General features: G+C 37.1%; 11 protein-coding genes. 1 reads left to right on the plus strand and 10 read right to left on the minus strand.

Annotated elements, in window-relative coordinates:
- Positions 1–4: 4 nt before the first annotated feature.
- The 6 genes from ftsX to ASO14_RS11845 form a co-directional block, all read right to left on the minus strand.
- A complete protein-coding gene (gene ftsX / locus ASO14_RS11820) occupies positions 5–889 on the minus strand; it encodes a permease-like cell division protein FtsX (protein ID WP_068455505.1) in 885 nt (294 codons plus the stop codon).
- Complete coding sequence (ftsE, locus tag ASO14_RS11825; RefSeq protein WP_068455508.1) at positions 879–1,565, minus strand: cell division ATP-binding protein FtsE; 687 nt, start codon at positions 1,563–1,565, stop codon at positions 879–881. The genes ftsX and ftsE overlap by 11 nt, the downstream gene beginning before the upstream one ends.
- 514 nt (positions 1,566–2,079) lie before the next feature.
- The gene (locus tag ASO14_RS11830) at positions 2,080–3,243 is read right to left on the minus strand and encodes a DUF4097 family beta strand repeat-containing protein (protein ID WP_068455512.1); all 1,164 of its coding nucleotides are present in this window, start codon (positions 3,241–3,243) and stop codon (positions 2,080–2,082) included.
- A 58-nt stretch (positions 3,244–3,301) separates the two neighbouring features.
- On the minus strand, positions 3,302–6,169 hold the full coding sequence (gene uvrA / locus ASO14_RS11835) for an excinuclease ABC subunit UvrA (RefSeq protein ID WP_068455515.1): 2,868 nt from the start codon (positions 6,167–6,169) through the stop codon (positions 3,302–3,304).
- A gap of 7 nt (positions 6,170–6,176) precedes the next feature.
- Positions 6,177–8,159: an excinuclease ABC subunit UvrB gene (gene uvrB / locus ASO14_RS11840; RefSeq protein ID WP_068455517.1), complete on the minus strand. Its 1,983-nt coding sequence runs from the start codon at positions 8,157–8,159 to the stop codon at positions 6,177–6,179.
- Positions 8,160–8,291: 132 nt separating this feature from the next.
- On the minus strand, positions 8,292–8,540 hold the full coding sequence (locus tag ASO14_RS11845; protein WP_068455520.1) for an IDEAL domain-containing protein: 249 nt from the start codon (positions 8,538–8,540) through the stop codon (positions 8,292–8,294).
- Positions 8,541–8,769: 229 nt separating this feature from the next.
- Here ASO14_RS11845 and ASO14_RS11850 point away from each other — a divergent pair, with 229 nt between their 5' ends.
- Positions 8,770–9,339, plus strand: a complete 570-nt coding sequence (locus tag ASO14_RS11850) for a competence protein ComK (RefSeq protein WP_068455523.1) — start codon at positions 8,770–8,772, stop codon at positions 9,337–9,339.
- A gap of 48 nt (positions 9,340–9,387) precedes the next feature.
- Here ASO14_RS11850 and prfB read toward each other — a convergent pair.
- The 4 genes from prfB to ASO14_RS11870 form a co-directional block, all read right to left on the minus strand.
- Positions 9,388–10,486 (minus strand): peptide chain release factor 2 gene (prfB, locus tag ASO14_RS11855; protein WP_141274250.1). Its coding sequence is split into 2 segments (ribosomal slippage): positions 9,388–10,422 and positions 10,424–10,486, totalling 1,098 coding nucleotides; the frame shifts between segments, so codons are not numbered across the junction.
- A gap of 83 nt (positions 10,487–10,569) precedes the next feature.
- Positions 10,570–13,083 (minus strand): preprotein translocase subunit SecA, encoded by a 2,514-nt coding sequence (secA, locus tag ASO14_RS11860; RefSeq protein WP_068455526.1) that lies wholly within the window; start codon positions 13,081–13,083, stop codon positions 10,570–10,572.
- A gap of 273 nt (positions 13,084–13,356) precedes the next feature.
- On the minus strand, positions 13,357–13,917 hold the full coding sequence (hpf, locus tag ASO14_RS11865; protein ID WP_068455529.1) for a ribosome hibernation-promoting factor, HPF/YfiA family: 561 nt from the start codon (positions 13,915–13,917) through the stop codon (positions 13,357–13,359).
- Positions 13,918–14,017: 100 nt separating this feature from the next.
- Positions 14,018–14,395 (minus strand): PilZ domain-containing protein, encoded by a 378-nt coding sequence (locus ASO14_RS11870; RefSeq protein ID WP_068455532.1) that lies wholly within the window; start codon positions 14,393–14,395, stop codon positions 14,018–14,020.
- Positions 14,396–14,405: the final 10 nt, after the last annotated feature.

The raw sequence follows: 14,405 nt of genomic DNA on the forward strand, positions 1-14,405 counted from the left end.
CCTCCTATACTTTTAAAAACTTTCGAACAGACATAAAACTGCCGACTACACCAATTAATACACCCATGACAAGTAGAATGATATCAACTTCTAAAATGAACGGCATGACATCTAAAATTTGAACAACACTGCTTTCAAGTTTTGGCGCAAGCGAACTATGCACAATGCTATAAAGCGTTGTGACACCGATAATTGGCAGAATTGAACCGATTGCTCCTAACCACATACCTTCTAAAATAAATGGCACACGAACAAATGAATTCGTTGCTCCAACCAATTTCATAATTTCGATTTCGCGACGACGTGCTGTAATCGTAATTTTAATTGTATTAGAAATTAAGAATGTCGCTGTTAATAACAACGCAATAATTAATACAATGCCTACTTTTTGACTAATATTTAATACATTAAATAATTTTTCAATTTTATCTTTACCATACTTCACTGTGTCGACAGCTGGATTTTTCTCAATCTCTTTTGCGACTTTTTCTGTTTGTTCAGGATCATCTGCCTTCACATACAGTACATTATGAAGTGGATTTTCTTGTTTAAATAGTGAAACATCATTACCAAAATCTTTGACTAATTTATCAAGCTCTTGTTTCTTCGACGAATACTTTACAGATTCTACACCTGGCATTTTTTCTACCTGTTGCTGTAATTCTGCTTCTGATGTTTCGTTTGCACTTAAATCAATTAATACTTTAATTTCAACATCATTCTTAATATCTGTAGACATCTTATTCAAGTTCATCATGATTGTTAAAAATACACCAACTAATAGTAGTGTTACTGTTACAGCACTAATTGATGCAAAACTCATCCAACGATTTCGTGCCATCGAGATGAAACTCTCTTTAAAATGACGCTTCATTGTATTAAAACTCATAACCGTAGTCACCCCCACGTTCATCTCGAACAATTTGTCCGTTTTCAATGGCGATTACTCGTTTACGCATTGTATTTACAATATCTTTGTTATGTGTAGCCATAATAATCGTTGTTCCTCTAGCATTAATCTCATCAAATAAACGCATAATTTCCCATGATGTTTCAGGATCTAAGTTACCTGTCGGCTCATCTGCAATCACGACTTTAGGTGAATTAACGATAGAACGTGCTATTGCCACACGTTGTTGTTCACCACCTGATAATTCATCCGGGAACATTTTTACTTTTTTCGTTAAACCAACTAATTTTAAAACATCCATTACACGTTTTTTTATTTCTTCTGGATCTTTTTCAATTACTTCTAAAGCAAATGCAATATTTTCATATACATTTTTACGAGGTAATAATTTAAAATCTTGGAAAACAACACCCATATTACGACGCAAAAACGGAATTTCTCTATCTTTTAAAGTTGTAAGGTCTGTTCCGTTTACTTTGATTTCACCTGAAGTTGCTTTTTCTTCTCTATACATCATTTTGATGAATGTCGACTTACCAGCACCACTCGGTCCAACAATATAAACAAACTCACCTTGCTTAATTTGTATGTTCAGTCCCTTAACAGCTACTACACTATTCGGGTACTTCTTTACAACATTTTTCATTTCGATCATGTTCGTACCACCTATTATTATAAATTGTAGTTCGTTTCTCTTTGTGACTACTGAATTTGAGCACATAGGTATCTAAGAACTCAACTGCACTTCAATAGTATATCATCTAAAAATCATTTCTCCATTACAGTTCCATTTCAATTTGCTCCTCGCTTGTAACACTTCGTCGAATTTCATCCATTCTACAGAAAAACAGGCTTTTTTTCACATAACTAATAGTATCTATTTTACTAAAATAACAGGGAATAAGTTACAAAAAAATAGATTTTATACGTTTTTTGCACTCTTTTTTTCAAAGAACAGACACTTTTTATTTTTTTATCATAAATCGATTCAATATATATAATAGGTTAGCACAAAACACTTCTCTTCTATTTTTTAGCGTTCACAATGAAAAACTGGAACCGCACCACGGCGCGATTCCAGTTTTTATGCTCATATGAGAAAGTGTTTTACAGTTATGTCCTAGCTTTTTCGTATATCCGAAACAACACTTTGTTTCAGCATCATCTATTTATACAGTATAACGAACAATGACAGAGCCTGTTTGTGTTTCGCCATCAATTGTTAATTGATGTGCGTCAGGTACAACTTTACGGAAACGAACAGACTTATTGAACATTTGATTATCTTCACGTAAGAATTCAACATCTCCCAAAACAACATCCATCTTACCAAATGTAGAAGATAATTCACCGATTAAAGATACGCTTTCAGGAACATATAGCTCGATTGTCCCTGCTGCTGTATTGGCTTTAATGCGTTCTGTTTGTTGTGATTTCGATGTAACCACAACGTGTCCGTTTAATGATTTCGCTTCAATCGAACGTAATGAACCGTCAATATATACACGTCCATTCATCGTCTCTGCTTCAACTTCACGTCCTGCAACATCGCGAATATCAATGCTTCCATTCGCTGATTCAACATCTACTGAATCAAATGTGACATCCGAAATATGAATCGAACCATTTTTCGTTTCTACATTGACTTGATCCGCATTAATGCTGTGTAATGTAAAACCACCATTGAATAGATTAGCACGAATACGACGATAATCGCCTTTCGGTACGTACATGATGACATCTGTTTTCAGCATTTTCGCTGTGTTATGAATGCGTAATGTTCCTGCATCGTTTCCACAGTTAAACTGCTTTTTAATTTCTTCATTTGATAAATCTTTTTGAGCGCCCACTCGGAATAATGGTGTAGCTGATACTTCTAAATAAGCCGAACCATCTACAGAATCACGAATGGTTAATTGACCGTTTGGCATATCCACACTGATGTTATCAAATAATGTATTTTCAATCGGTTCAATCCAACTAAATTTGTTGTTTCCTGATGTCATCGAAGAGAAGTCAATATCGCGTACTTTATTGACTGCTGCACCAATAAAGTCCATGAATTTTGTACCGAATTCATTAAAATCACGCTTTATATCATTAATAAACTCATCTTCTTTTTTCGATTTTTCATCTTCCTGTGTATGTTTATAGGTTTGTTCTTCTTTTAGTTGCTCTTGTTGATGTGTTGATTGTTTAACTTCTTCTTTTTTTGGTGCGTCTTCTGACTTTACACCTTTTTGATCCAACTTCTCTAGTAATGTAATTGCCTCTTGTGCGCTAATGGTGCCGTTTTCAACTAACTGTAAAATTCGCTTACGTTCATCTTGCATTGTTGTGGCCTCCTTGTGCTTTAATACTTACTAATACGTTTGAACCAGACAGAAGGTTTCATTTTCCGGTTGCTTCTTGTAAATCTTTTTCCAAGCGTTTACAGTCACGCTCTAAGATAGGCAGTAGGTACTTCCCTGTATAGGAACCCTTCACCCTCGCTACTTCTTCCGGTGTACCTGTCGCAATAATTTGACCACCTCGGTCGCCACCTTCTGGACCTAAATCAATAATATGATCCACCGTCTTGATAACATCTAAATTATGTTCAATAACGAGTACTGTATTACCACCGTCTACTAAACGCTGTAAAACTTTTAAAAGGCGTGCGATATCATCGACATGCAGTCCAGTTGTTGGTTCATCTAAAATATAAATTGATTTACCTGTTGAGCGCTTGTGTAGCTCTGAAGCCAACTTCACACGCTGCGCTTCACCGCCAGAAAGAGTTGTTGCAGGTTGCCCCATCTTCACATAGCCTAGACCTACATCGACAAGTGTTTGAAGTTTACGTGCGATTTTCGGAATGTTTTGGAAGAATTCCAGACCATCTTCAACTGTCATCTCCAACACGTCTGAAATCGAGCGGTCTTTATACTTCACTTCTAACGTTTCACGGTTATAACGTTTACCATGACATACTTCGCATGGTACATATACGTCTGGTAAGAAGTGCATCTCGATTTTAATAATCCCATCACCACGACAAGCTTCACAGCGTCCGCCTTTTACGTTAAAACTGAAGCGCCCTTTTTTATAACCACGTACTTTCGCTTCGTTCGTCGCTGCATAAACATCACGAATATCATCAAATACGCCCGTATACGTTGCTGGGTTTGAACGAGGTGTTCGTCCAATTGGTGATTGGTCAATGTCGATAATTTTCTCGATTTGTTCCATTCCTTCAACTGCTTTCACTGCACCTGGCTTTGCTTTTGCTCGATTAATTTTTTGTGCTAATGCTTTATACAAAATTTCATTAATCAATGTACTCTTACCCGAACCCGATACACCTGTAACCGCTGTGAAGACGCCAAGTGGAATATCAACTGAAACATTTTTTAAATTATTTTCTGAAGCTTTTTGAATCGTAATCATGCGTCCATCGTTTTGACGTCGTTCTACAGGTACAGGGATATATTTTTTGCCGCTTAAATATTGACCCGTTAATGATTTTTCATTTGCCATGACTTCTTTTGGCGTACCAGCAGCGATAATTTCGCCACCATGAACACCTGCTCCCGGACCAACATCAATTAAATAATCTGCCGCAAGCATTGTATCTTCATCATGCTCTACAACGATTAATGTATTTCCTAAATCACGCATACTTTGTAATGTTTCAATTAAGCGATCATTATCGCGTTGATGTAAACCAATAGATGGCTCATCTAGAATATAAAGGACACCTGTTAAGCGTGAACCGATTTGTGTTGCTAGACGAATACGCTGTGCTTCACCGCCTGAAAGTGAACCAGAAGCACGATTTAGCGTTAAGTAATCCAACCCTACATTATCTAAGAAAGAGAGACGTTCTGAAATTTCTCGAAGAACGAGCTTCGCAATTTTCATATCTTTTTCACTCAATTGTAGTTCTTGGAAGAAGGCAAGTGCTTCTTTAATTGAAAAAGTAGTGATTTCACCAATATGTTTATGGTCAACTTTTACTGCAAGTGATTCTGGTTTTAAACGATAGCCTTTACATGACGGACAGTTCGACTGCGCCATATATTTTTCCATTTGATCGCGTACATAGTCTGACGAAGTATCTTTAAAACGGCGTTCTACATTGCGTAATACACCTTCAAATTCAATCTCTTGTTCACGCGTTTTTCCAAACTCATTTGTGTAACTGAAGAAGATTTTTTCATCCCCTGAACCTTTTAAAATGATATCTAATTGCTCTTTTGATAAGTCTTTCATTGGTGTATCCATATCAATATTGAAATGATCACAAACGGTTTTTAACAGCGTTGGATAGTACTGTGAACTCGTTGGAATCCACGGCTCAATTGCGCCTTCATTCAATGTTAAATCGCGATTTGGAATAACCGCATCTACATCGACTTCTAACTTTGTTCCTAAACCATCACATGTTGGACAAGCACCGAACGGGTTATTAAACGAGAACATACGTGGTTCTAATTCGTCGACTGAGAAGCCACAGATTGGACATGCAAAATGTTCACTGAATAAAAGTTCTTCATGTTCCATTACATCGACCATTGCACGACCTTCAGCAAGGCGTAATGCTGTTTCGAGAGAATCACTTAGACGTGCTTCCACACCTTCTTTTAATACGACGCGGTCAATCACTGCCTCGATTGAATGTTTTTTGTTCTTTTCTAATGTTAAATCATCATCTAAATCACGAATTTCACCGTCAATACGCACACGCACATAACCTTGTTTTTTCAAGTCTTCTAGTAATTTGACATGTGTACCTTTTCGTCCAGAAACGATTGGAGATAGAATTTGCATCTTTGTACGTTCAGGATATTGCTTTAAACGATCGACCATTTGCTCAATAGTTTGCGATGCAATCTCAATGCCATGATTTGGACAGATTGGCTTACCAACACGTGCATATAAAAGACGCATGTAGTCGTAAATCTCTGTCACCGTCGCTACTGTTGAACGTGGATTTTTACTTGTTGTTTTTTGGTCGATGGAAATCGCTGGTGATAAACCTTCGATTAAATCTACATCAGGTTTATCCATTTGTCCTAAAAATTGACGTGCATAAGCAGAAAGAGACTCGACATAACGTCGTTGTCCTTCTGCATAGATTGTATCGAATGCGAGTGAAGATTTACCTGAACCCGATAACCCTGTCATGACAACGAGTTGGTCGCGCGGAATTGCCACATCGATATTTTTTAAATTATTTGCGCGTGCGCCCTGTACAATAATTTCAGTATTCTTCAAAATGGTCTCACCCTTCTGCTTTCAGTTCTAAAATCGTATCACGTAGTTCTGCTGCACGTTCAAAGTCGAGTGCTTTCGCCGCTTCTTTCATTTCGACTTCTAGTAATTCAATGAGTGATATACGTTCGTTCTTCGTTAATTTCTTACCTTCTGTCACCTTTGAAATATACGCTTCTGGCTCTTCCGCCGCTGTTGTTGCACGAATCACATCGCGAATTTCTTTACGAATCGTTTGTGGTACAATGCCATGTTTTTCGTTATAGGCAAGCTGAATGGTACGACGACGTTCCGTTTCATCGATGGCTTTTTGCATCGAATCGGTCATACGGTCTGCGTACATGATGACATGCCCGTTCGCATTACGTGCCGCACGTCCAATTGTTTGAACAAGTGAACGTTCTGAACGTAAGAATCCTTCTTTATCAGCATCTAAAATCGCAACAAGCGAGACTTCTGGGATATCTAAACCTTCTCGTAATAAGTTAATTCCGACAAGAACATCAAATACACCCATACGCAATTCACGAATAATCTCGATTCGCTCCAACGTTTTAATTTCAGAGTGTAGATAGTTTACTTTAATGCCCATCTCTTTTAAATAATCTGTTAAATCTTCGGACATTTTCTTCGTAAGTGTCGTAATTAATACACGCTCATTTTTCGCAATCCGCATTTGAATTTCATCAATTAAATCATCAATTTGTCCTTCAATTGGACGCACTTCGATGACTGGGTCAACCAATCCTGTTGGGCGAATAATTTGTTCTACCATTTCAGGTGTATGTTCTAATTCATATGGTCCTGGTGTTGCTGAAACGAAAATTGCATTATGAATATGTTTTTCAAACTCCTCAAATGTTAATGGACGGTTATCAAGCGCTGAGGGTAAACGGAAACCGTGATCTACTAACACACCTTTACGTGCTTGGTCACCATTATACATCCCGCGAATTTGCGGCAATGTTACGTGACTTTCATCTACTACAAGTAAGAAATCTTCTGGTAAATAGTCGAGCAGCGTATAAGGTGTTGCACCTGCTTCACGAAGCGTTAAATGGCGTGAATAGTTTTCGATTCCTGATGTAAAGCCCATCTCACGCATCATCTCTAAATCATAATTAGTACGCTGTTCTAAGCGCTGCGCTTCAAGTAACTTTCCTTCTTCACGAAGCACTTCTAAGCGTTCTTTTAATTCTGCTTCGATATTTTCAATCGCTACTTTCATTTTTTCTTCTCGTGTAACGAAGTGGGATGCTGGGAAGATCGCAACATGTTCACGGTCACCTAATACTTCACCTGTTAATGCATCCACCTCTCGAATACGGTCAATTTCGTCACCGAAAAATTCAACACGAAGACAATGCTCATCACGCGATGCTGGGAAAATTTCGACTACATCGCCGCGCACACGAAAAGTACCGCGAATGAAGTTTAAATCATTGCGATCATATTGAATATCTACTAATTTACGCAGTAATTGATTGCGCTCAATCTCCATGCCTGTACGAAGCGATACGACCATCTCTTCGTATTCTTCCGGATTACCTAAACCATAAATACATGATACAGAAGCGATGATAATTACATCTTGTCTTTCAAAAAGAGCCGAAGTAGCAGAGTGACGTAATTTATCAATTTCATCATTAATACTCGCATCTTTTTCAATGAATGTATCCGTCTGTGGTACATAGGCTTCTGGTTGATAATAGTCGTAGTAACTAACGAAGTATTCAACCGCGTTATTTGGGAAAAACTCTTTAAATTCACTATATAATTGTCCTGCTAATGTTTTATTATGTGCAATAACAAGTGTTGGTTTTTTCACTTCTTGAATCACATTTGAAATCGTAAACGTTTTACCTGTACCTGTTGCACCAAGTAATGTTTGATGTTTTTTCCCTGCTTTAACACCCTCCACTAATTCTGCAATCGCTTGTGGCTGGTCACCACCTGGTTGATAGGGCGCTTGTAAATCAAAATCATGTGACATGCGGCTGCCTCCTCATTTTCTCATTCTTCTATTTTAACATATCTCAAACCCTTTTACGAACATACGTTTCTTAATTGGAACAAAAATAAGATTTCTATTAAGTTACCCCTAATAGAAATCCTATGTCATCATTTATTCTTCATCAATCAAAGTGTCTTGTAATTGAATTAATTCTTTTGTAAATCGTTTAAAGGCTTCTTTATCTCTTTCGTCTAACGCGACATCAATTGCTTCACGAAGTAAGCGAATTTGTTGGTCTGCTAGAAGATGTTGTAAAAACATATCCATGTACAAATCGTTCAATAAGTCTTGACCTTGTAACCCTTGACTAAGTGGCTGTTCATTGTTTGGAGAGTTCTGCTGTGAGTAACGATATTCCATCTTCATCACCTCGAATACCTTTTTGCTATTATATGCGAAAAAGATTCAAGAAAGCAACTAAAAGAAACTATTTATTTCAAAATTATCTGACTTTATAGAAATAGCCCGTTTTCTAAAAACGCCACTTTTGTCTAAATACCATTGCTTATGGCTACAAAATCACATATAATCATTTTAATAAATTCCATTAATTGGTTTTTGTTAAACAAAAGAAAAAGGAGTGTCAAATATGATAAAAGATCGTCTACCTGTTATTCTTTTAGAAGATTTTCGATTTAATGATGCAATCCAAGTTCTTGAACCAGTCATTTCTAAAAACAATCAACAACGATTTACATATGTACTTGAAAAACAACGTGAATATCTCATTCAATCTTCTATTAAACGCGTCATTCGAAAATGTTGTTTTCTTTTTGGAACATCATTAGACGAAGCATTGCGTTTTTCTCGCACGATTACTAAAGCTACAAATAAACTTCCTATCGTACTTGGAACAACTGAACAACCTTATATTTTAATTCCTACCCTTTCTCCTGATCGTCCCTACACCATGTGGCTCGCACATCATGCTATTTTAAATTGCGATGTAAATTCTAAAGTGGACTGCGTTGTTCATTTAGATAATCAAATCCGTCCATTCTTTAAAACAAATGTCTCAACCGCTACATTACAAACACAACTTACACGTGCGATGTTTTTAAAAAGAAATTATCGTTTATTAAAAGATTTAATGCCTGAACCGATTTCTGAAAATCATGTGGTATTCATCGATTCCAATAACTTAAAACGATTAGACTAAAAAATAAAGAATCGCCGATAGACATCAGGATTCTTTATCTCTCATTTATTAAATTAACGAACGTAAATATGCATTGATGAATAAATCTAAATCGCCGTCCATTACTGCTTGTACATTGCCTGTCTCAGCATTTGTACGGTGATCTTTTACCATTGAATACGGGTGGAATACATATGAACGAATTTGGCTACTCCAACCAATTTCCTTTTGCTCACCACGAATTTCATCTACTTCTGCCTGTTGTTCTTCAACTTTTAATTGATACAATTTTGCTTGAAGCATGTTCATCGCTTTTTCTCGGTTTTTAATCTGTGAACGTTCAGCCTGACATGTTACGACAATTCCAGTCGGTAAATGCGTAATACGAATCGCTGAGTCTGTCGTATTAATATGCTGACCACCAGCACCTGTTGCGCGGTACGTGTCCACTTTTAAGTCTTCTTGACGTACTTCAACTGCAATTTCATTATTGAATTCTGGAATCACGTCACATGAAACGAACGATGTATGGCGACGACCAGCTGAATCGAATGGTGAAATACGCACTAAACGATGTACACCCTTTTCAGCTTTTAAATACCCATATGCATTATGTCCTTGAATCGATAATGTAACGGATTTAATTCCCGCTTCATCACCCGGTAGATAATCAAGTGTTTTCACTTTGAAGCCGTGTTTTTCTGCCCAACGTGTATACATACGTAGCAGCATTTCGCCCCAATCTTGTGATTCCGTACCGCCAGCACCTGGATGTAATTCTAAAATGGCATTATTCGCATCATATGGACCACTTAATAATAATTGCAGTTCATAATCGGCTACGCTCTTTTTAAATGTTGCGAGTTCTTCTTCCAAACCTTCATGCAAATCATCGTCTGGCTCTTCTTTTAAAAGCTCTAACGTCATTTCAAGATTTTCTTGTTCCTCTACAAGACGATGAAATTCATTGACGATTTCTTTTAACCCCTTAGATTCCGCAATGATTTCTTGCGCTGCATTTTGGTCATTCCAAAAATTCGGGTCAAGCATCATTTCATCTGTCTCTTGAATACGTGCCTCTTTGTTCTCTAAGTCAAAGAGACCCCCTAAAATCATTTATTTTCTTCGCTGTGTCATCTAGTGCATTTCGTACTTCTGATAATTCAATCATACATATTCCTCCAAGTAATTTTGATATTTATAACAGAAAAGAGGTTAGCCACAGAATAGGCCAACCTCTCTTTTTCTGATTTATTCAGTCGCACCGTGGCAGTTTTTATATTTTTTACCGCTGCCGCAAGGACATAAGTCATTACGACCGATTTCTTTTTCTTTACGGATTGGACGTTTTTTCTTCGGTTTTGAACCTTCTTCTTTCGGGTTCACCGCTTGTCCTTTTGCTACTTCTTCACGCTCTAAGTTCGAACGAATTTCCGCTTTCATTGCGAAACGGGCAACTTCAGAACGAATTGCTGCAACCATTTCTTCAAACATACGGAAACCTTCTTGCTCGTACTCACGTAATGGATCGATTTGTGCATAGGCACGCAGATGAATCCCTTGACGTAATTGATCCATTGCATCAATATGGTCAATCCATTTTGAATCGATTGCACGAAGTAAGATAACTTTTTCGAACTCACGCATACGTTCTTCAGATAGCTCAGCTTCTTTTTCATCGTATGCAGCTTTAATTTTTTCGCGTAACATCTCAATGATTGCTTCAGGCTCTTTATGCTCAAAGTCTGCAACACGCACTTCACCTTCTGGTAATAGTGTGCTACCAACATACGCTTCTAAACCTTGTAAATTCCATTCAGAAGGTGTATCACCTTGTGTATATGTTGCTACAGCAGTTGTTAATTCTTCATCAATCATTGACTCAACTAATTCACGCATATTATCTGTTTCTAGAACTTCATAACGCTCTTTGTAGATGATTTCACGTTGTTTACGTAATACATCATCATATTGTAGAAGACGTTTACGTGCATCAAAGTTATTACCTTCTACACGTTTTTGCGCTGATTCTACAGCTCTCGATACCATTTTCGATTGGATTGGTTGCGTATCATCCATACCTAAACGTGTCATCATCGCTTTCATACTGTCTGAACCAAAACGCTTCATCAATTCATCTTCTAATGATAGATAGAATTGTGTCGCACCCGGGTCACCTTGACGACCCGCACGACCACGTAACTGGTTATCAATACGACGTGATTCATGACGTTCTGTACCGATTACAGCAAGACCGCCTAATTCAAGAACGCCCTCACCTAATTTAATATCCGTACCACGACCAGCCATGTTTGTCGCGATTGTTACAGAACCCTTATGACCTGCTTCTGCAATAATCTCTGCTTCAAATTCATGGTTTTTCGCATTTAAAATCTTATGTGGGATTTTTAATTTTGTTAAAAGTTGTGATAATAATTCAGACGTCTCAATTGCTACTGTACCAATCAATACAGGTTGACCATTTTTATGACGTTCTGCGATATCTTGTGCAACTGCGTTAAATTTCCCTTGCATTGTTGCATAGATTAAATCTGCATGGTCTTCACGTACAATTGGACGGTTCGTTGGAATCACAATAACATCCATGTTATAAATGTTACGGAATTCCTCTTCCTCAGTTTTTGCTGTACCTGTCATACCTGATAACTTTTGATACATACGGAAGTAGTTTTGGAATGTAATTGTCGCCATCGTCATCGATTCATTTTGAATCTCAACGCCCTCTTTTGCTTCAATTGCTTGATGAAGCCCTTCTGAATAACGACGACCATTCATAATACGACCTGTAAAGCCATCAACGATCATCACTTCGCCGTCTTGTACAACGTAATCAACGTCTAAGTGCATCGCAACGTGCGCACGTAACGATTGGTTAATCGCATGGTTTAAGCCAACATGTGTTAAATCAAATAGGTTTTCAATATTGAAAGCACGCTCAGCTTTTTCAATCCCTTGTTCTGTTAGCGTTACACCTTTTGATTCAATATCATAGTTATAATCTTCATCTTTTTTCAGCATACGTACAAACGCATTTGATTGTTTGTATAGTGCAGCTGATTGGTTTGCTTGACCTGAGATAATTAATGGTGTTCTCGCTTCATCAATTAAGATGGAATCGACCTCATCAATTACAGCAAAGTGTAATGGACGTTGTACGCGTTCTTCTTTATAAAGCACCATATTATCACGTAAGTAGTCAAACCCAAGTTCGTTATTTGTACTATATGTGATGTCACATGCATAAGCAGCACGTTTTTCTTCTTTTGATAAGCTGTTTAAGTTTAAACCTACCGTTAAACCTAAAAATTCATAAAGAGGACGGTTAATCTCAGCATCACGACTTGATAAATATTCGTTGACTGTTACGACGTGTACACCTTTACCAGTTAGGGCATTCAAATAAACAGGTAATGTACCTGTTAATGTTTTACCTTCACCTGTTTTCATTTCTGCAATGTTACCACCATGTAATGCAGCACCACCCATTACCTGTACGCGGTAAGGGAACATTCCAAGTACACGCTTCGCAGCTTCACGTACAACCGCAAAAGCTTCTGGTTGAATTTGATCAAGTGTTTCACCATTATTTAAGCGCTCACGAAATTCCGTTGTCTTTTGTTGTAATTGTTCATCCGTTAATGCTTCCATCTCTTTTGAATACGAATCAACCGCGTCTGCAATCTTCTCGATTTTTTTCAGTTCACGTTTATTCGGATCAAAAACTTTATTAAATATGCCAAGCATTTCATTTCACATCCTATATAGTCTTATATTTCATTTTATCATTTTTAAAGTTCTTAGTGCAAACGAACGATATATTTATTTCTCTCATACGAGTTACTTGGTTTATTTTTTTGAATCGATTATTTCATTCGACTTAGAAATAGCCTAAATTTTTACTTTCACACGGCTTTTTGATTATATCATTAAAAAGGTGCGATATGATAGCATTCTTCATATTTTTTACACCAAAAAGGAGAACTAGCTGAACTAGTTCTCCTTCTATTCTAAAATAAATTATTGGTTTGTTTCAATTAAACCGTACTTGCCGTCTTTACGTTTATAAACAATGTTTGTTTCGTTTGTTTCTGCATCTGTGAAGATATAGAAGTCATGACCTAACAAATTCATTTGAAGAATGGCTTCCTCATCATCCATTGGTTTTAAATCGAATTGTTTTGTACGTACGATTTCTAAACTTTCTTCTGCATCATCCGCTACTCTCTCTGGCTCAAGCTGAATTTGTGCAAAATAAGTGCCTACGCCTTCACGCTCACGGAATTTACGATTCACTTTTGTTTTATGCTTACGAATTTGACGCTCTAGTTTTGCAACTACTTGGTCAATCGCTACATACATATCATCATTTCGATCTTCAGCACGAAGCATTAATTTCTTCATTGGAATTGTAACTTCCACTTTAGAGCTACGATCTTGATAAACTTTTAGGTTGATGTGAGCTGTAGCATCAATTTCCTCATTGAAGTATTTTTCAAGTTTTCGGACCTTATTTTCAGCATACTCTCGAATTGCTGGAGTAACTTCAATGTTTTCACCACGAATGTTAAATGTTAGCATATTAACTCCTCCTTCATGAACCTATATCTACTATATTCTACATTTACCCTGTAACTCCTTCTTTAAACGACGAAAAAATTATAGAAATATAAAAGAAATTTTAGAAAGTGCCTTTTTTAGCATCTAATACTTCTTGTCGACGACGTTGTTTTAGCTCAGAAACAATTATATTCTCTAACTGTGTACTTTCCACCATCTCAATGCCATATTGATAACCTTCTGGATGAAACCTCTCCCACCTAATCGCCCCTTGAGATTCAATCGTTTGTTTATATAAACAAAAAGATAGCAAGAGTGGATATTCTTTCTCTTCATCTGTTAGCTGTTTTGTCACTAACAAGCTCATACCACTCGGACTAATATCTAACATTTTACCCGTACGTGTTAAGGCTACTTGCTGGTCCACATTACAACTATATTGAACATCGACAGGCTTAATTAAAATATGCCTGAAAGATTCAGAACGTTTGTATTCCATTTTTACTACC

Source organism: Kurthia sp. 11kri321 (assembly GCF_001534765.1).
GTDB classification, from domain to species: Bacteria; Bacillota; Bacilli; order Bacillales_A; family Planococcaceae; genus Kurthia; species Kurthia gibsonii.